Genomic DNA, 16,629 nt, shown 5'->3' with positions numbered 1-16,629 from the left:
TCCGTGCTGCTCACGTTGCGATGCGCTCCGGGGTACTGCGCGCTGCGACTCGAAGGCGGGGCCGTGCGTACGCTCTGTACGCGCCGCCTGGCTGAGGCGTGTTCGTGGGGGGCGTCGGTCAGGCGCTGGCGTTACGCGCCCGGTTGCGAGCGGCGCGGCGCTTCATCGCGCGGCGCTCGTCCTCGCTGAGGCCACCCCAGACGCCGGAGTCCTGGCCGGACTCGAGCGCCCACTGCAGGCACTGCTCCATGACGGGGCAGCGACGGCAGACGGCCTTGGCTTCCTCGATCTGCAGCAGCGCAGGACCGGTGTTGCCGATGGGGAAGAACAGCTCGGGGTCTTCCTCACGACAAACGGCGTTGTGACGCCAGTCCATGGCTGCTACCTCTCCTTGGTATTACACGCTGGTGCTTGTGAATGTGAACGCTTTCACGAATCCCCCCGCAGCTGACGGGCCGACCCCCAGAAGCACTGGGTGTGGTCTGTGATGGTGAGGAGGGGTTCTGGCTCTCAGGGAGGCCGGTGTTGCGGGCCGTCCCGATCGCCATGTAGAGATTCGCAAACCTCGGCTGCGGATACAACCCCTTCTGGAAAGTTTTTTTTGATTCCTCGGTGTCGACTAGGTCACAGGCGCACTTCTTAGGGGTGGGACCCAGGCCAAACGTTCGAGTTAAAGGACTTTCGGCCCTTCCACTCACACAATCACACGCAGTGCACGGCGTACGCCTGTGAACGTCACGCTCGTACGCAGTCCCAGGTGGTCGCCGTCCATCTGGAAGGGCAGTGGGACCTTTGAATGCAAGGTGAAGTCCGTGAGGTCGTGGCGTGAAACGGCGTGCTTCCCCCGGGGCCCTCTTTCAGGGCTCGAAGTAAGCAGCTGGGTGCCGTACAGGGCCACCGCCGCGGTCGACAGACGCTTCAGTCCGAGGACGTCCAGAGCGGTGTCGAAGGAGGCCTTGGGGGAGGCGTACACCGGACGATTCCCCAGGTAGGTCCAGGGGGCGGTGTTGCAGATTATGGAGAGCGCGAGGTCGGTGACGGGCTCCTGGCCGGGCACCTCCAGGGTGATCGTCCCGTGTCTGCGGTGGGCCTCGTTCACGAACTGCCGCACCACCTGGCGCACGTACAGCGCATGGGTCGAGCGCTTGCCGCCCTCGCGTTTCTGTTCGACCCGGCCGACCACTCCGGCGTCGAAACCGAGACCCGCGCAGAAAGTGAACCAGCGTTCGGGCACGGCCTCGTCCTCGGTGCCCGGGGTGCCGGCGGCCAGTCCCAGTCCGACCGTACGTTCGCTCCGGTTCTCCAGGGCGTCCAGAATCGCGCCGGTCGCCTCCACGGCGTCGTTGGGCAGCCCCAGCGCGCGGGCGAAGACATTGGTGGAGCCGCCCGGCACCACGGCCAGCTTCGGCACCCCGTCCACGTCCGGGCCGCGGTGCAGCAGCCCGTTCACGACCTCGTTCACCGTGCCGTCGCCGCCCAGCGCGACCACCAGGTCGATGTCGTCGCTGTCGGCCGCCCGCCGCCCCAGGTCCCGGGCGTGCCCCCGGTACTCCGTGGTCACCGCCTCCAGCTTCATCTCGCTGGCCAGGGCGTGGATGAGCACATCGCGGGTGCGCGCACTGGTGGTGGTAGCTGCCGGGTTGACCACGAGGAGAGCGCGCATGCCCGTCAGAGTACCTACCGGGCGGTTCGGCCCTGAAGTCGCGGTTCGCCGGACTCCCGGCCGGTCACGCTCCGTGATGTACGGGGGGCGGCTCGGGCGTACGCCGGGGGAGGGACCTCGTACGTACGGGGGAGCCACGCCCGTACGGGACGGGAGCCGTGTTCGTGCGTGATGTGCGCCGCGCCCCGCACCCCCGGCTTCACTTCCGGGCCCCAGGGATGCCAACCTGAAAGGCGTGAGCACTCAAGCGACCTCGTCCACCCCCTCGCCCGCCGCGGCCGGGCGCCCGCGCAGGATCACGGCGCTCGCCGGGATCAACGCCCTCGAAGGCGCCGCGCTCGCGATCGGCGGGCTCTACCTGGTGGTCATGGGGGTGCTCGGCCGCCCCGAGAGCCCGCAGCAGGCGGAGACGGTCGGCATCACGCTGATCGCGCTGGGCGCCATCCCGCTCATCGCCGCCCGGGGCCTGATGCTGCTGCGCGGCTGGAGCCGGGGCCCGGCGCTGATCACCCAGATCATGGCGCTGCCCGTCGCCTGGACGCTGCTGCGCTCCCAGGGGGCGCTGATCCCGCTGGGGATCGCCGTGGCGACGGTCGCCGTGACCGGGCTGGTGCTCGTGGTGAACCCGGCGACCACCCAGATCCTGGGGCTGCGCAGGGGCGCCGGTCCGGACCCGGAGGACGCGGACCCGAAGGCCTGAGTCCAGAGCCCTGGGCCCGCTCCCCGTCTACTCCTCGACGAGCAGGCGCTCGCGCAGCTGGGCCAGGGTGCGGGCCAGCAGCCGGGAGACGTGCATCTGCGAGATGCCGACCTCCTGGGCGATCTGCGACTGGGTCATGTTCCCGAAGAACCGCAGCAGCAGGATCCGCTTCTCGCGCGGCGGCAGATCCTCCAGGAGCGGCTTGAGCGACTCCCGGTACTCCACGCCCTCCAGCGCCTCGTCCTCCGAGCCCAGCGTGTCCGCGACGGCCGGGGACTCGTCGTCCGTGTCCGGCACGTCCAGCGAGAGCGTGCTGTACGCGTTGGCCGACTCCAGGCCCTCCAGCACCTCCTCCTCGGAGATGCCCAGCCGCTCGGCCAGCTCGTGCACGGTCGGCGACCGGCCGTGCTGCTGGGACAGCTCGGCGGTGGCCGTGGTCAGCGAGAGCCGCAGTTCCTGGAGCCGGCGCGGCACCCGCACCGCCCAGCCCTTGTCCCGGAAGTGGCGCTTGATCTCGCCGACGACCGTGGGGGTCGCGTACGTCGAGAACTCCACGCCCCGGTCCGGGTCGAACCGGTCCACCGACTTGATCAGCCCGATCGTGGCGACCTGCGTCAGGTCGTCCAGCGGCTCCCCGCGGTTGCGGAACCGCCGGGCCAGGTGCTCGACCAATGGCAGGTGCATCCGCACCAGCCGGTTGCGCAGCTCCGCCTTCTCCGGCGAGCCGTCGGGAAGCGCCCGCAGCTCGACGAAGAGGGCGCGGGCCCCGCTGCGGTCATGTGGATCGTGGTGCCCGTGCTCGCTCATCTGGCCCGCCCGCTCCTGCGACTGCTCCACCGCGACGTTGAGGCTCTCAGGCCCGTCCGCTCCGTCCACCGGATGCGGCCGGGCCTGCTGCTCCGGGATGCCCGTCGGCCGCACCACCCCGGTTCGGATCGTCTCGTCCCGCACAGGACCGTCCCCGTTCCCGTCGCTCACGCCGGCCCGGGGCCCGCGCCGCGCTGTTTGTAGAGGCTGATGCTGACCGTACGGTCGTCGGCGACCGTCGAGTCGACCTTGCCGGCCAGTGCGGAGAGCACCGTCCAGGCGAAGGTGTCGCGCTCGGGTGCGCGGCCGTCCGTCGTGGGGGCCGACACCGTCACCTCGAGAGAGTCGTCGATGAGCCGGAACACGCAGCTGAGGACGGAGCCGGGCACGGCCTGCTGGAGCAGGATCGCGCAGGCCTCGTCGACCGCGATGCGGAGATCCTCGATCTCGTCGAGCGTGAAGTCCAAGCGCGCTGCGAGACCGGCCGTGGCCGTTCGCAGCACCGACAGGTAGGCACCCGCAGCGGGCAGCCGGACCTCTACGAAGTCCTGATTCCCGGGCTCGCCTGCGATCTGGGACACCCTCACCTCCAAGGTGGCACAAACTCTTTCGAGGATCCGGGAAGGGTGGCCCGGAGCCATGCGGTCGGTCGACGGTTCTCAGCTCGGCGACGCTATCGGATCCATGATGCAGTGTCGCCCGCACCCCATCCCCCGGCCGTCACTCATGGTAAACACATGAGCACGCACAGTGGCTAGGGGGTTGCGGGGTCCAATTACGAAGAACCGGCGCCGCATTGACGTACCCAGACGTCAGACGATCGAACCGTCCTCGAAGCACCAGCGCCAGCTCTCGCCCGGCTCGAAGCTCCGCATCACCGGGTGACCGGTCGCCCGGAAGTGGCCGGTGGCGTGCCGCAGCGGCGAGGAATCGCAGCAGCCGACGTGCCCGCAGGTCAGACAGAGCCGCAGCTGCACGGGATGGGTCCCGGCGGCCAGGCACTCGGGGCAGGTCTCCCCGAGCGGCACGGGCTCGGGGCGTGGCAGATCCGCTACATGCGCGCACTCGCTCATGATGGGCAGGTTACGACGGATCCGAGGACGGTGAGATGGACGCGCTGCCCCTGGTGGCGCTGGTCGCGGCCAGCGCGGCGGTCGCCGGCGCGGCCCGCCGCACCCCGGTCCCCGCCCCGCTGGTCCTGGTCGCGGTCGGCCTCGTCGCGGGCCTGGTGCCGGGCGTTCCCACGTACCACCTGGACGCCCACATCGTCCTCCCGCTGCTGCTGCCCCCGCTGCTCCACACGGCGGCCCTGGACAGCTCCTACCTGGATCTGCGGGCCAACATCCGGCCGGTCGCGCTGCTCTCCGTGGGGTACACGCTCTTCGCCACCGTCGCCGTGGGGTGGCTGGCGTACCTCGCGATCCCGGAGCTGCCGCTCACGGCCGCGCTCGTCCTGGGGGCCGTCATCGCCCCGCCGGACGCCGTGACGGCCGCCGCCATCGCCCGCCGTGTGGGGCTGCCCGCCCGGGTGACGACCATCCTTCAGGGTGAGTCGCTGGTGAACGACGCCACCGCGATCACCGCCTTCCGGGTGGCGCTGGCCGCCGCGGTGGGGGAGGGGATGTCCTGGGCGGCCGGGATCGCGGAGTTCCTGCTCGCGGCGGTCGGCGGGGTCGGCGTCGGCCTGCTGCTGATGGTGCCGCTGCACTGGCTGCGCACGCATCTGAAGGAGGCACTCCTCCAGAACACGCTGTCCCTCCTGATCCCGTTCGTGGCGTACGCGGCGGCCGAACGGGTGCACGCCTCCGGAGTCCTCGCGGTGGTCGTCGTCGCCCTCTACCTGGGACACCGCTCCTGGCAGGTCGACTTCGCCACCCGACTCCAGGAGGCCGCGGTCTGGAAGATGGCCGCGTTCATCCTGGAGTCCACGGTCTTCGCGCTGATCGGACTGCAGCTCCCCTTCGTCCTGAAAGGACTGGAGGCACCCGGTACGGCGAGGGCGCTGGGGTACGCGGCGATCGTCTTCGTCACCGTCGTCGTGATCCGCTTCGTCTGGGTCTACCCGGCCACCTGTCTGCCGAGACGGCTCTCCCGGCGGGTACGGGAGCGGGAACCGGACACCGACCGGACCGCGCCCCTGATCGTCGGCTGGGCGGGCATGCGCGGGGTCGTCTCGCTCGCCGTCGCCTTCTCCATCCCGCTGGTCACGCACGACGGCGACCCCTTCCCGGCCCGCAACCTGGTGCTGTTCCTGACCTTCACCACGGTGATCGCCACCCTGGTGATCCAGGGGCTGACCCTGCCCGTACTCGTCCGCGTACTGAAGGTGCCGGGCCCCGACCGGCGGGCCGAGACGCTGGTCGAGGCCCAGGCCCAGAGCGAGGCGTCCCAGGCCGCCGAGGCCCGCCTCGACGCACTGCTCGCCGCCCCGCACAACACCTTGCCGCCGCCCCTGGCCGAGCGGCTGCGCACCGTCCTGGAGCGCCGCCGCAACGCGGTCTGGGAGCGGCTGGGCCCGGCCGACCCGGTCACGGGGGAGTCGGCGGACGACACCTACCGCAGGCTCTCCCGCGAGATGATCGAGGCCGAGCGGGAGGTCTTCGTCCGGCTCCGGGACGAGCGGCGGATCGACGACGAGATGATGCGTACGCTGCTGCGCCGCCTGGACCTGGAGGAGGCGGCGGCCTACCGGGAGACGGACGGCCCCTGAGGGGTTCTGTCACGCGGACGGGCCGGGGCGGTGGTTACGCGGACGGGCCGGCCGGTACGTCGGGGGTGCCGGTGATCACGGCGGCCACCCGGGTGCCCGGCGCGAAGGCGCCCTCCTGGGCGAGGGTCACCAGCGCGAAGAGCAGCTTGGCGACGTAGACCCGCTCCACGGACAGCCCGTGCCGGTCCTCGAAGTCGGCGGCGAAGGCGTCCAGTTCCGGAGTCGTACGGGCGTAGCCGCCGAAGGTGAAGCGCTCGTCCAGCGACCAGCGGCCGGCCTCCCCGCCGAACGCGTCCCGCTGGAGGGCGGCCACGGCTTCGCCCAGGAAGCCGCCGCGCAGCACCGGTACGCCCAGCGCCCGCTGCCCGCTCTCCAGCCCGGCCGCGAGCCCCGCCAGGGTGCCGCCGGTCCCACAGGCCACGGCCGCCACATCGGTGAGCCCGCGCACCTCGCGGCCCAGCGCCGTACAGCCCTGTGCGGCCAGGGCGTTGCTGCCGCCCTCCGGGATCACCTCGACGTCCCCGAACAGCTCCAGCAGCCCCGCCAGGACCTCGGGCGACCCCTTCGCCCGGTACGTCGTCCGGTCCACGAAGTGCAGCCGCATCCCGTCGGCCGCGCACCGGGCCAGGGACGGGTTCAGCGGCCGGTGCGCCAGCTCGTCGCCCCGTACGACACCGATGGTGGGGAAGCCCAGCAGCCGCCCGGCCGCCGCGGTGGCCCGGAGATGGTTGGAGTAGGCACCGCCGAACGTCAGCACGGCCCGTCCGGCGGCCGCCTCCAGGTTGAGCGCGAGCTTGCGCCACTTGTTCCCCGGCAGCTCGGGGTGGATCAGGTCGTCCCGCTTGAGCAGCAGCGTGGCCCCGCACCGCTCGAAGCGGTCGTCCCGGACCTCCTGCAGGGGGGACGGCACCCGGGGCTGAAGTGCACGGGCGAGGTCTACGGGCGGGCTCACCCTCCCATTGTGGCCGTGCGTTCTCGGCACGCCGTCACGGCGTCTGCGGTACGCCCCGGCCCCACAGCTCCTCGGCGTGCTCCGCGAACCGGTCGAACATTCCGCTGTCACCCTGGCGACGCAGGTGCAGCAGGGGCGAGTCATGGCCGACGAGCCGCGCCAGGTGGGGAGTCACGAGCGCATCCTGATCGAATCTGAACACGGAGAGGGACACGTGGTTCACGGCGTCCTCCGGGCTGGTGAAGCGCGTCTCCAGGCCGTCCAGGGGGCCGAGGCGTCCCAGGTGCTCCAGGCTGATCCGGATGCGCGTGCCGACACTCAGGGCGACGTCTTCGATGACCTCACGCTGTCGGGTCACTTCTCCGTCAGGATCGCCCAGCAGGAAACGCACCCGGCACCCCGACGCGATCTTGCGGCGCAGCGTCTCGATGAACGCGGGCTGCTCCAGCCAGACGAAGTAGTTCGTGTAGCCGGCGAAGAAGATGTCCGTGGAGGCCCCTGCGATCAGTTCACCCCACACGGTCGACGGGCAGGCGGACCGGTAGGGGTAGGCGTGGGCCAACTCGCGGTCGTGGCCGGTCTTCACCCGCTCCTGAACAGCCTTGGGCCAGATCATGTCTTCATCCACCTTCAGCGCCCGGCACGCGTCGACGCGGTTTCTTGCATGAGGTAAAAGCTCGGCGTCGGCCAGCCACCGTTCCACCGTCTTGGGTACCACACCGATGCGGGTGGCAAGCTTCCGGGGCGTGAGCTTGGCGTCTTCTATAGCTGATCGTAGAGCGGCGTTCAAGACTTCCCCCTGCGACATTTGGGCGTTCTTGAACCGTAGTGCCCAACGGTACAACTGTCCCTGATTCGAGGGCAGATACGTCCTTCAGGGGCATGGAGTCACCTCCATGACGACTCCAGACACAGCCATGGACCCACCTGCGCATCTCATGTCCGTCCCGGAGCCTCCGCAGCCTGTGGAGGGCTGCGACGTGTGCCAGGTATTGGACGCCCAGCGGCGGGAGGCCAGAGGCCGGGGCGACTATTCGGCGGCGACGGACGCGAGCGTGGAGATCCGGCGGCACCCGCACGCGACCGGGACGCTCCGATGATCACGCAGGGGGCGATGGCGGTGGAGATGCAGCAGTGGCGCGACGGCCGCAAGGCGGCGGAGAACGCGACCGAGGCGCTCAGTGGTGCCTTGGTCGAGCTCGGGATCGAGGCCGAGCGGGTCAGCCACCTGCGGCCGGTGGTGGCCTATTCGGGAAGGCCGTACGTCCACATGGGAGCCATGCCCGCAGACATGGTGGAGCGTATGGCCGAGGCACTGAGGCGTGACGACCCGATCCTGCCCAACCACCCTGAGAAGCGTCCGGCGCGCTGCTCGGGAACCCTGGCGCGTTGGGGCCGGAGAGCCGTGAGAGCCATCGGTCCAACTTTTCTGCACTTGTTCAAGGGTGTGCCCGCAGAGCGCCGGATGGCCGGTCCCGACCGGGCGACTGCCATCCGTTCCTGAGGCTCCCTGGACCGTAGGGAAGCGGAAGGAACACCATCGGCCCCATTTGGTTTTCCATGGCGTACCAGCTCGCACAGGCCTCGTAGCTTGGGGCGGACGGTATCGCGGGGCCTTTGACAGCCACCAGAGGGCGAGCCTCGGACGCCTGGTGGCGATGGGGCCGTCTACGGGCAGGCAAGTGCCAGCCCGATTCGCACCGGGATCGAAAGGCCCCCAATCCTCCCGCCCCCTGCACCGGCACCTCAGGAAGGCGCTCCATCCGTGCTGCAATGCACTGCCGTCACCGACTTACCGATCATCGAAGCGCTTGCCGCCCTCACCACCATGGAGGGGGCACCCGCTCACCCTCCTGACGCTCTCCCGGAAGGGTTCGTCCTGTGCGAGCTTGCCGAGCACGACGAGACTGCCGAACACGCCTCGTACCTTTGTGCCGCTGAGACACGGGAGGACCGTGACCTGTGGTTCATCTGCACCGGTACCGGTGCGCACCGGGTCCACCGATTCGATGTCCTGCCGCTCTGTCTCGCTGCTCTCCACGAACGGCCCACGGGCCTGATCCGGCAGTGCCTGCTGTTCCGTCACCATCGCCCCCGCGATCACTCGTTCTTCGTGACCGACCCACTCCGCGAATTGATCGCGGAGGAGCAGCAGGAACGGCAGGCAGGGAAGCGCCCCGCATCCGAAGACCATGCCGACGACGCATGACACCGACCGAGCCCCGACGACCCAAGAGGCCGCCCCAGCCATGAACAAATGCACCACTGTTGCCCTGTTCGACCCGCCCGACTGGATTGTTGCCCTCTTCGCCTCCGTGCACCGTCTGGAAACCCGGCATCTGTTCTGTGAACTGGGCGAGGACCACGACGACGATCACGCCGCAATGCTGTGGGACGAGGGAGGGCGGCCGGGCAGCGCCGTATGGGCTCGTTGGGCGGGAAGGAACATGCGGCTCGCGTCGCTGGGCTGGTGCACCGCTCTGACGCCGAAGGAGGAGGCATGCGGGCTCTTCGACGACCATCCGTCCGCGCACGCATGGGACGTGACAGATCGCACCCTTGAAGCATGGAAACGAGAGCTGGCGAAGGACTTTCCGGACCACTTCCCCGAGTACGGCGAAGGCCACGAGAGCTGGTGCTTTGACCGCATAGGTTCGCCGGGTTGGTGGTTGTGGCGGTCGGATGTGCGGTGACGTCCGATCCGACTGTTGGAGGCGGGGTGGCCGTCCCCGCCTGCTCAGCCGCGACGACGAGGACTTCGTCATCCAGACGGCCACCACCCGCCCCACCAAGCTGGGCCAGCCCTTCACTCACTGGTCGCTTCGCAAGCTGGTCGCCTACCTGCGGAAAGCCCACGGCCGGATCATTCGCATCGGCCGCGAGACGTCACGCTGCCTGGTCGCCCGCCGCGATGTCACCTTCCAGCGCACCAAGACAGGAAGGAGTCCCCCGACCCGGACCGTGAGGCGAAACCGGACCGGATCGAGGAGGTTCTTCACCGGTTCCCCGACCGCGTGTTCGCCTTCGACGAGTTCGGACCGCTTGGAATCCGGCTCACCGCAGGCTCGGGCTTGGGCGAACAAGGACATCCCGACCGGGTTCCGGCCACCTACCACCGCACTCACGGAGTGCGCTACTTCCATGGCTGCTACTCGGCCGGTGGCGACCACCTCTGGGGCGTCAACCGCCGCACGAAAGGCGCCGCGAACACACTGGCCGGGCTGAAATCCATCCGCGCCGCCCGGCCCGACGGCGCCCCGATGTCCTCGCCGCTCAACGCAGGGAACGCGCCCGCATCCGCAGCGAAAAGGGCGTCCGCTGGGTGGACGCCTCCTCGTCATCACAGCTTGAGCAACCTGCTCCGATGCTCTGCGCGGTCACACGTTCATGCCGTAGCCAAGCTCCTCAGCCGCGACGTGCCAGAAGGAGTTCTCGTCGGCAACGGCCTCGGCGTCAAGCATCTCGAATCGCTCCAGCAACGCTTCCGTGAGCGCGTCCGCGGCCTGCATGGCCAAGTCCCCGTCCTCGTCCAGATCATCATCTGGCCCCTCGTAGGCTTCGGCCTCAGTAGCGGCCTCCTCGTAAGCACGGTTGAAAGCGACGAACGCCTCGACGCTGGAGTTCACCAGGTGAGGAACACCGCCCTCCGGCAGACCCCACAGCGAGCCGTCATCACGCCGCAGAACGAGCGCGCTCAGCCCTGGGTCGACCGCGACCGCGGCATACCCCTCACCGTCGACCATGCGTTCCGTAAAAGGGGAGTCCTGCCACACCCCGGGGTAGGGGCACCGAGCGCATCCGGCCAAGAGCGAGGCGACTTCAGAATCGTTCATGCCGAGAACATAGTCCGCCCCGCCGACACTTCACCAAGGCGGTGAACCTATGCGGTCAGAGCACTAGTAGGGCTTTGTTAGGTGGTCTTGTCACTTTGGGTGTGTGGTAGTTCGCTGGCTGTATGAGGGCTGGGGAGCTTGCCGTGGTGCGGGGTCGGTTGGAGGAGTTCGCTTCGGAGGTGTTCGCGCCGTTGGTGCGGCGGGACCAGCGGCAGAAGGGTGCTCTGTATCTGCGGGGCCTGCTGCTGGAGGGTCGGAGGAAGTCGATGCAGCCGATGGCGGAACGGCTCGGGGTCGATCACCAACAGTTGCAGCAGTTCATGACGTCCTCGACCTGGCCGGTCGAGGACGTCCGGACCCGTCTGGCGTGGCGGGCGGTGGCAGCGGTGCGACCGCAGGCGTGGGTGGTGGACGACACCGGCTTCCCGAAGGACGGTGTCTTCTCGCCGGGCGTGGCCCGGCAGTACTCCGGCACTCTGGGCAAGGTCGGCAACTGCCAGATCGGTGTCAGCATCCACGCTGCCTCCGACACGGCTTCATGTCCCTTGTCCTGGCGGCTGTTCCTGCCCACCGCCTGGGACGAGCCCGAAGCCGAGGCCCGTCGGCGGGCCTGCCGGATTCCCGAGACCGAGCGCCACCGCCCCAAGTGGCAACTGGCGCTGGCCATGCTCGACGACCTCGCCGCCACCGGTCTGCGGCCCGCGGTCCTCGTCGCGGACGCCGGCTACGGCGCGAACGCCGACTTCCGCCGCGGTCTGGACGAACGCGGTCATGCCTGGGTGCTCCAGGTGAAGGGCGAGATGACCGCGCACGGTCAGGACGCGGTGCCGCATACGCCCGACTACGGCGGTCTCGGCCCCCGTCCGCTTCCCCGCTACCGCATCCGCCCGGCAGCCCTGCGCGAGCATGTGCTGGCTGCTGGACGCAGCAGCGGCCGGGCTGTGACCTGGCGCATGGGCTCGAAGGCCGCGATGAACGCGCACTTCGTACTCCTGCGGGTCCGTCTCGCCGGGCGCCGCCCGAAACCGGCAGCTGACGGCACGATCCCTCTGGTCTGGTTGATCGCGCAATGGCCCGAAGGCGAGGCGGAACCGGTGAAGTACTGGATCTCGAACCTGCCCGCCGACATCCCGACGAAGGATCTGGTCCGGCTGGCGAAGGCCCGGTGGCGGATCGAGCACGACTACCGCGAGCTGAAGACAGCTCTGGGCCTGGACCACTTCGAGGGCCGCTCGTTCACCGGCTGGCACCGCCACGTCACCCTCGTCACCGCCGCCCACCTCTTCCTGACCGAGCAGCGGTCATGCCCAAAAGTCCCTGCCAGGGCCTGACCCTCTACCAAGCCCTGGCCCTCCTCCAACATCTGCTAGCCACCTGGACCGGAACCTGCCCCACCTGCCGACAACCCACCCCATGGCAGCCCTACGACACCACCTAACAAAGCCCTACTAGGCCGTGTCCGGCGGATCTTGACCGGGTCCGCGACGCCTGGCACGGTACCTCGCGGCGTTGCCGAAACGCCCGAATCGCTCTGCGATGAGGACGTTCCAGCGCCTTGCGATGCACCGCACCAGACGCCGCGGCCTGTCCGGCCCTGATCCGCCGGACACGGCCTAGCTGGGGTCACGCCGTAGAACATGACAGTTAGGCTGTCTCCTCGTCATCGGCGGGAGGGAGACAGCCTCCTCGAAACGATGACATCCAAAGCTGCCGCTCATAGGCGAGTTCCGAGTGACCCTCAGCCTGTCGCGAGTGCGCCCGCCACTCCATCCCGTCAGGAGTTCTTGGGGCCGGACGGATCGTGATCCTCCGGTTTGCCGAGGCGCTGCCCCGCAGACCATGGCGCAGCAGCACGTGAGAGTCGCCTCGGAAGCCGCTGGTGTGAGCTGCGATGATCCTTGCCCCAGAGAGAGAGGAAGTGTCGTGTCGGTGGATGCACGGCCTGATCCGGTGCAGATCGTGGCCAAGGTGGGGTCAAGCTTCCGAGCTGCCGATCCGGAGCGGGCGTTTGAGGTGTGGATGCATCTCGCCACCAAGGCTGGGTGGCAGGTCGGAGTTGTCGAGGGCGTTGCCGTGGACCTTGACGCTGGGGATTGCGGGGTCGTCGACATTGAGGGGCTGCGCTACCTGGTCCGTCAGACCCGGAGAGTCCGGCGCACGCTTGTCGACGACGTCACCGGCAGACCTGCTGAGCGCCCGGTCTTCGGCTTCGCGGCGTGGGCGGAGCCGGTTCTTTCACCGGAGAGCGCGGTTTCCTGATCAAGTTGGTTCAGCCTGGGCACCGGTCATGATCTCGCTCCACGTGCCTCCGTCAGGCTGATGGCGGTTCTGTTCGTGATGTCGAAGTCGGCGGACCGCATCATCGACTGCCGTTGACATCTCCGTGAGCCGCGGTATGGCGTTCTCCGCCAGCTCTCCACCGTTCGAGGTCAGTCGCGGGGCGCAGCAAGGTCTCCGGGCGGGACGGGCGGGACGGGCCGGGCGAGGGGCCGTCGGACGGGCGACGGGACGGGAGGTGGGGCGGGCCGGTCACCTGGTCATTGTCGCCCGTCCCGGTCCGGGTGGGGTCAGGCGCTCGCCAGCCAGAGGTCGGGGCCGAAGACCTCGTAGTGGATGTCGGCGGGGCGGACCCCGGCGTCCAGCAGTTGGGTGCGGATCGTGCGCATGAAGGGGAGCGGGCCGCAGAGGTAGGCGTGGGTGCCGGGGAGGACGGTGATGCCGTTCAGGTCGACGAGGCCGGTGCGGTGGGCCGGGTGGCCGGCTTCCGGGGACTCGTACCAGAAGTGCGGCTCGGCCTCCGGGAGCTTCTCCGTCAGCCGGGTGTGGTGGGCGCGCAGGGCGTGGTCGGCGGGGGAGCGGTCGCCGTGCACGACGGTGACGGGGCGGTCGTGGCCCTCCTCGGCCAGGTACTCCAGCATCGACAGCATGGGCGTGCAGCCGATTCCGGCCGAGGCCAGCAGGAGGGGCGCGTCCAGGTGGTCGAGGACCAGGTCCCCGTAGGGGACGGAGACGCGCAGCCGGTCGCCCGAGCGGGTGTGCTCGTGGAGGTGGCGGGAGACCTCGCCCTCGGGGGTCTCCTCGCCGCGCACCCGCTTGACCGTGATGGAGCGCAGCCGGGAGCCCGGGGAGGAGGAGAGGCTGTACTGGCGTATCTGCCGGGCGCCGTCGGCCAGTTCGACCTGTACGGAGACGTACTGGCCGGGCCGGAAGGCGGGCGAGTCACCGCCGTCCGCCGGGCGGAGGCGGAAGGTGGTGACGTCCTCGGTCTCCTCGATCCGGGCGGCGACCTCCCACTCCCGCCACACATCGCCCGCGACCACCCCCTGCTGGGCGTAGAGCCGCGCCTCCATGGAGATGAGGGCGTTCGCCATCAGCCAGTAGACCTCGTCCCAGGCCGCGGCGACCTCGGGGGTGACCGCGTCGCCCAGGACGTCGGCGATCGCGGCGAAGAGGTGGGTGTGGACGACCTCGTACTGCTCCGGGGTCACCCCCAGGGAGGCGTGCTTGTGCGCGATCCGGTTCAGCATCACGTCGGGCCGGGTGCCCGGGTGCTCGACCAGCGCGGTCGCGAACGCCGCGATCGAGCCCGCCAGGGCTTTGCGCTGGTCGCCGGAGGCCTGGTTGCCCCGGTTGAACAGGTCGCGCAGCAGCTCGGGGTGGGCGGTGAACAGCTTCTTGTAGAAGAGGTCGGCGATGTCGCCGATGGCCGCGCCGACGGCGGGGAGGGTGGCACGGACGGTGGCGGTGGACCGGTCGGAGAGCATGCGGGGCGGGCTCCTTCTTAATTGGTATTTGATGTTCGTATTTTCGGGTGGAGCGGAACCCGCCCGTGGTGCGAGCGGGTGGGTCGGTGGGAGTGGAGGTCAGTCCCGTGGCGGGCCGCTGCCGATGCCGAGCAGCAACGGGCCCGTCGGGGCGGCGACGAGATCGGTGACGGTGATCGGGTCGAGCGTGGCGTAGAACGCGTCCTGCGCCTGACGCAGGGCGCCCCGCAGCCGGCAGGCGGAGCGCAGCGGGCAGGGTGTGGAACCCTCGCACTCCACGACGTCGTCCGTGCCCTCCAGTTCCCGTACGAGAGCGCCGATCGAGGCCGAGTGGCCGGCCGTGGTGAGGGTGAGTCCGCCGCCCCGGCCGCGCCGGGCGTCGAGCAGGCCCAGGTGCTGGAGGCGGGCGACGACCTTGGCCGTGTGGGTGTACGGCACCTGCATGGTGTCCGCCACCTCGCGGGTGGTCGGCGGGTCCGTGCCCTCCGCGACCGCCAGCCGCATGAGCACGCGGAGCGCCACATCGGTGAATCTGGTCAGCCGCATGGCTTGATCATAGATAAGTGGTATGTGGCATGCAAGTTTTAAGGCCCGCCGGGCGACGAGGGGCAACGTGCCCCGACAGAAGGCTGATTAGTCACACTCTTTTGTGTAATGGCGGGCCGGGTCCTCCGCTGAAAGGCTTCTCCAGCAGGTCATCCCAAGATCGAGAGGACGTCAGATGTCCGTTGGTGAAGAGGTTCGCGACACGCAGGCGCCGCCGCAGCAGAGTCTGGGGACGGCGGCTGCGCGGAACCTCGCGACGACCACCAAGTCCGCGCCGCAGATGCAGGAGATCACCTCACGGTGGCTGCTGAAGATGCTGCCGTGGGTGCAGGTACAGGGCGGTACGTACCGGGTGAACCGTCGGCTCAGCTATTCGGTCGGTGACGGCCGGGTGACCTTCGTCCAGACCGGGGACCGGGTGGCCGTGATCCCCGCCGAGCTGGGGGAGCTGCCCGCTCTGCGCAACTTCGAGGACGAGGAGGTCCTCAACGAACTCGCCCGCCGGTGCGAGCAGCGGGACGTGGCCGCGGGCGAGGTGCTCGCGGCGTCGGGGGACGCGGCGGACCGGGTCTTCCTGCTGGCGCACGGAAAGGTCGAGAAGGTCGGCTCCGGGCTCTACGGGGACGAGACGGAGCTGGGGGTCCTCGCCGACGGCGCGTACTTCGGTGACCAGAGCCTGGTCGACGGCGACGCCGTCTGGGAGTACACCGCCCGCGCCGTCACCGCGTGCACGCTGCTGACGCTCAGCCGCGCGGACGTGCTCAACCTGGCGGAGCGGGCCGACTCGCTCCGCGCCCACCTCGCCGGGCTGCTCACGATCCCGCACCAGCGGACCAACCACTACGGCGAGGCGGCGATCGACCTCTCCGCGGGCCACGTGGGCGAGGCCGTCGTCCCGCACACCTTCGTCGACTACGACGCCGCCCCCCGCGAGTACGAGCTGAGCGTCGCGCAGACCGTGCTCAAGGTGCACAGCAGGGTCGCGGACCTCTACAACCAGCCGATGAACCAGACCGAGCAGCAGTTGCGGCTCACCGTCGAGGCGCTCCGCGAGCGCCAGGAGCACGAGCTGATCAACAACCGGGAGTTCGGCCTCCTCAACAACTGCGACTACGGCCAGCGGCTCCAGCCGCACGACGGGGTGCCCAGCCCCGACGACATGGACGAACTGCTCTCGCGTCGGCGCGGATCGAAGCTCTTCCTCGCCCACCCGCGCGCCATCGCCGCCTTCGGCCGTGAGTGCAACCGGCGCGGACTGGTCCCGGAGAGCGTGGACATCGGCGGCCACCACGTCCCGGCCTGGCGCGGGGTGCCGATCTTCCCGTCCAACAAGATCCCGGTCACCGAGGCCCGTACCACCTCCATCATCTGCATGAGGACCGGCGAGGCCGAGCAGGGCGTCATCGGCCTCCAGCAGACCGGCATCCCGGACGAGATCGAACCGAGCCTCTCGGTCCGCTTCATGGGCATCGACGAGCAGGCGATCATCTCCTACCTGGTGACGGCGTACTACTCCGCCGCCATCCTGGTACCTGACGCCCTCGGCGTACTGGAGAACGTCGAGGTGAGCCGCTGGCGCTGACCTCGTGTCACCACCCCCGGGGCCCGGTCGGCCGACACCGGCCGGGCCCCCGGGCCCGTCCCATCGCACCGC

At 69.6% G+C, this 16,629-nt stretch carries 18 protein-coding genes and 1 pseudogene; 9 read left to right on the top strand and 10 right to left on the bottom strand.

Annotated elements, in window-relative coordinates; translation table 11 throughout:
• Positions 1–118: 118 nt before the first annotated feature.
• Both DJ476_RS09935 and DJ476_RS09930 read right to left on the bottom strand, forming a co-directional pair.
• Positions 119–376, bottom strand: a complete 258-nt coding sequence (locus DJ476_RS09935) for a WhiB family transcriptional regulator (protein ID WP_003953983.1) — start codon at positions 374–376, stop codon at positions 119–121.
• 318 nt (positions 377–694) lie between these two features.
• Entirely contained in the window at positions 695–1,663 is a 969-nt protein-coding gene (locus DJ476_RS09930; RefSeq protein ID WP_070205019.1) for a diacylglycerol/lipid kinase family protein, read from the bottom strand.
• Between the two features lie 235 nt (positions 1,664–1,898).
• Here DJ476_RS09930 and DJ476_RS09925 point away from each other — a divergent pair, with 235 nt between their 5' ends.
• Entirely contained in the window at positions 1,899–2,363 is a 465-nt protein-coding gene (locus tag DJ476_RS09925) for a hypothetical protein (protein ID WP_112490333.1), read from the top strand.
• A 27-nt stretch (positions 2,364–2,390) separates the two neighbouring features.
• Here DJ476_RS09925 and DJ476_RS09920 read toward each other — a convergent pair whose 3' ends face one another.
• The 3 genes from DJ476_RS09920 to DJ476_RS09910 form a co-directional block, all read right to left on the bottom strand.
• On the bottom strand, positions 2,391–3,314 hold the full coding sequence (locus tag DJ476_RS09920; protein ID WP_019764656.1) for an RNA polymerase sigma factor SigF: 924 nt from the start codon (positions 3,312–3,314) through the stop codon (positions 2,391–2,393).
• Between the two features lie 23 nt (positions 3,315–3,337).
• A complete protein-coding gene (locus tag DJ476_RS09915; protein WP_014048265.1) occupies positions 3,338–3,751 on the bottom strand; it encodes an ATP-binding protein in 414 nt (137 codons plus the stop codon).
• Between the two features lie 231 nt (positions 3,752–3,982).
• Positions 3,983–4,243 carry a UBP-type zinc finger domain-containing protein gene (locus tag DJ476_RS09910; RefSeq protein WP_029395465.1) on the bottom strand — a complete coding sequence of 87 codons (261 nt, stop codon included), beginning with the start codon at positions 4,241–4,243 and terminating at the stop codon, positions 3,983–3,985.
• Positions 4,244–4,278: 35 nt separating this feature from the next.
• On the opposite strand from DJ476_RS09910, the gene DJ476_RS09905 reads away from it, so the two are divergent.
• On the top strand, positions 4,279–5,880 hold the full coding sequence (locus DJ476_RS09905; protein ID WP_112490332.1) for a Na+/H+ antiporter: 1,602 nt from the start codon (positions 4,279–4,281) through the stop codon (positions 5,878–5,880).
• Between the two features lie 34 nt (positions 5,881–5,914).
• On the opposite strand, the gene DJ476_RS09900 is transcribed toward DJ476_RS09905, so the two are convergent.
• Together DJ476_RS09900 and DJ476_RS09895 are read right to left on the bottom strand one after the other, a co-directional pair.
• Positions 5,915–6,832 carry a 1-aminocyclopropane-1-carboxylate deaminase/D-cysteine desulfhydrase gene (locus DJ476_RS09900; RefSeq protein ID WP_103419729.1) on the bottom strand — a complete coding sequence of 306 codons (918 nt, stop codon included), beginning with the start codon at positions 6,830–6,832 and terminating at the stop codon, positions 5,915–5,917.
• A 34-nt stretch (positions 6,833–6,866) separates the two neighbouring features.
• Positions 6,867–7,640 carry an XRE family transcriptional regulator gene (locus DJ476_RS09895; protein ID WP_318294524.1) on the bottom strand — a complete coding sequence of 258 codons (774 nt, stop codon included), beginning with the start codon at positions 7,638–7,640 and terminating at the stop codon, positions 6,867–6,869.
• A 288-nt stretch (positions 7,641–7,928) separates the two neighbouring features.
• Between DJ476_RS09895 and DJ476_RS35120 the strand changes: the two genes are divergently transcribed.
• The 4 genes and pseudogenes from DJ476_RS35120 to DJ476_RS35480 all read left to right on the top strand — a co-directional run.
• Positions 7,929–8,336 carry a hypothetical protein gene (locus tag DJ476_RS35120; protein ID WP_208853483.1) on the top strand — a complete coding sequence of 136 codons (408 nt, stop codon included), beginning with the start codon at positions 7,929–7,931 and terminating at the stop codon, positions 8,334–8,336.
• A gap of 261 nt (positions 8,337–8,597) precedes the next feature.
• A complete protein-coding gene (locus tag DJ476_RS09880) occupies positions 8,598–9,041 on the top strand; it encodes a hypothetical protein (protein WP_208853482.1) in 444 nt (147 codons plus the stop codon).
• Positions 9,042–9,081: 40 nt separating this feature from the next.
• Positions 9,082–9,525, top strand: coding sequence for a hypothetical protein (locus DJ476_RS09875; protein WP_318294523.1), 444 nt, complete (start codon positions 9,082–9,084; stop codon positions 9,523–9,525).
• Positions 9,526–9,550: 25 nt separating this feature from the next.
• Positions 9,551–10,095 (top strand): annotated as a pseudogene (locus DJ476_RS35480) (IS630 family transposase); the annotation flags it as partial.
• Positions 10,096–10,209: 114 nt separating this feature from the next.
• Here the strand turns inward: DJ476_RS35480 and DJ476_RS09865 are convergent.
• Positions 10,210–10,665, bottom strand: a complete 456-nt coding sequence (locus DJ476_RS09865; RefSeq protein WP_103419728.1) for an SUKH-4 family immunity protein — start codon at positions 10,663–10,665, stop codon at positions 10,210–10,212.
• A 122-nt stretch (positions 10,666–10,787) separates the two neighbouring features.
• Between DJ476_RS09865 and DJ476_RS09860 the strand changes: the two genes are divergently transcribed.
• Together DJ476_RS09860 and DJ476_RS09855 are read left to right on the top strand one after the other, a co-directional pair.
• Positions 10,788–11,996, top strand: coding sequence for an IS701 family transposase (locus DJ476_RS09860; protein ID WP_079167082.1), 1,209 nt, complete (start codon positions 10,788–10,790; stop codon positions 11,994–11,996).
• A 592-nt stretch (positions 11,997–12,588) separates the two neighbouring features.
• Positions 12,589–12,924, top strand: a complete 336-nt coding sequence (locus DJ476_RS09855; RefSeq protein WP_127469730.1) for a hypothetical protein — start codon at positions 12,589–12,591, stop codon at positions 12,922–12,924.
• A gap of 308 nt (positions 12,925–13,232) precedes the next feature.
• Here the strand turns inward: DJ476_RS09855 and DJ476_RS09850 are convergent, their stop codons facing one another.
• Together DJ476_RS09850 and DJ476_RS09845 are read right to left on the bottom strand one after the other, a co-directional pair.
• Positions 13,233–14,429 (bottom strand): globin domain-containing protein, encoded by a 1,197-nt coding sequence (locus DJ476_RS09850; protein ID WP_112490329.1) that lies wholly within the window; start codon positions 14,427–14,429, stop codon positions 13,233–13,235.
• Positions 14,430–14,528: 99 nt separating this feature from the next.
• Positions 14,529–14,975 (bottom strand): RrF2 family transcriptional regulator, encoded by a 447-nt coding sequence (locus tag DJ476_RS09845; RefSeq protein WP_112490328.1) that lies wholly within the window; start codon positions 14,973–14,975, stop codon positions 14,529–14,531.
• A gap of 175 nt (positions 14,976–15,150) precedes the next feature.
• On the opposite strand from DJ476_RS09845, the gene DJ476_RS09840 reads away from it, so the two are divergent.
• Positions 15,151–16,557 carry a family 2B encapsulin nanocompartment shell protein gene (locus DJ476_RS09840; RefSeq protein ID WP_070205010.1) on the top strand — a complete coding sequence of 469 codons (1,407 nt, stop codon included), beginning with the start codon at positions 15,151–15,153 and terminating at the stop codon, positions 16,555–16,557.
• The last annotated feature ends 72 nt before the right edge of the window (positions 16,558–16,629 follow it).

The sequence above is a fragment of the Streptomyces bacillaris genome (genome assembly GCF_003268675.1).
Taxonomy (GTDB): domain Bacteria; phylum Actinomycetota; class Actinomycetes; order Streptomycetales; family Streptomycetaceae; genus Streptomyces; species Streptomyces bacillaris.
The sequence above is the reverse complement of the archived record's forward strand: the minus strand, read 5'-3'. Positions and strand labels throughout refer to the sequence as shown.

What these genes read in the sequence shown, in the direction of transcription:
- DJ476_RS09935 (WP_003953983.1), bottom strand. Translation starts at nt 376, where the DNA reads ATGGACTGGCGTCACAACGCCGTTTGTCGTGAGGAAGACCCCGAGCTG.
- DJ476_RS09930 (WP_070205019.1), bottom strand. Translation starts at nt 1,663, where the DNA reads ATGCGCGCTCTCCTCGTGGTCAACCCGGCAGCTACCACCACCAGTGCG.
- DJ476_RS09910 (WP_029395465.1), bottom strand. Translation starts at nt 4,243, where the DNA reads ATGAGCGAGTGCGCGCATGTAGCGGATCTGCCACGCCCCGAGCCCGTG.
- DJ476_RS09905 (WP_112490332.1), top strand. Translation starts at nt 4,279, where the DNA reads ATGGACGCGCTGCCCCTGGTGGCGCTGGTCGCGGCCAGCGCGGCGGTC.
- DJ476_RS09895 (WP_318294524.1), bottom strand. Translation starts at nt 7,640, where the DNA reads ATGTCGCAGGGGGAAGTCTTGAACGCCGCTCTACGATCAGCTATAGAA.
- DJ476_RS35120 (WP_208853483.1), top strand. Translation starts at nt 7,929, where the DNA reads ATGATCACGCAGGGGGCGATGGCGGTGGAGATGCAGCAGTGGCGCGAC.
- DJ476_RS09875 (WP_318294523.1), top strand. Translation starts at nt 9,082, where the DNA reads ATGAACAAATGCACCACTGTTGCCCTGTTCGACCCGCCCGACTGGATT.
- DJ476_RS09865 (WP_103419728.1), bottom strand. Translation starts at nt 10,665, where the DNA reads ATGAACGATTCTGAAGTCGCCTCGCTCTTGGCCGGATGCGCTCGGTGC.
- DJ476_RS09860 (WP_079167082.1), top strand. Translation starts at nt 10,788, where the DNA reads ATGAGGGCTGGGGAGCTTGCCGTGGTGCGGGGTCGGTTGGAGGAGTTC.
- DJ476_RS09850 (WP_112490329.1), bottom strand. Translation starts at nt 14,429, where the DNA reads ATGCTCTCCGACCGGTCCACCGCCACCGTCCGTGCCACCCTCCCCGCC.
- DJ476_RS09845 (WP_112490328.1), bottom strand. Translation starts at nt 14,975, where the DNA reads ATGCGGCTGACCAGATTCACCGATGTGGCGCTCCGCGTGCTCATGCGG.
- DJ476_RS09840 (WP_070205010.1), top strand. Translation starts at nt 15,151, where the DNA reads ATGTCCGTTGGTGAAGAGGTTCGCGACACGCAGGCGCCGCCGCAGCAG.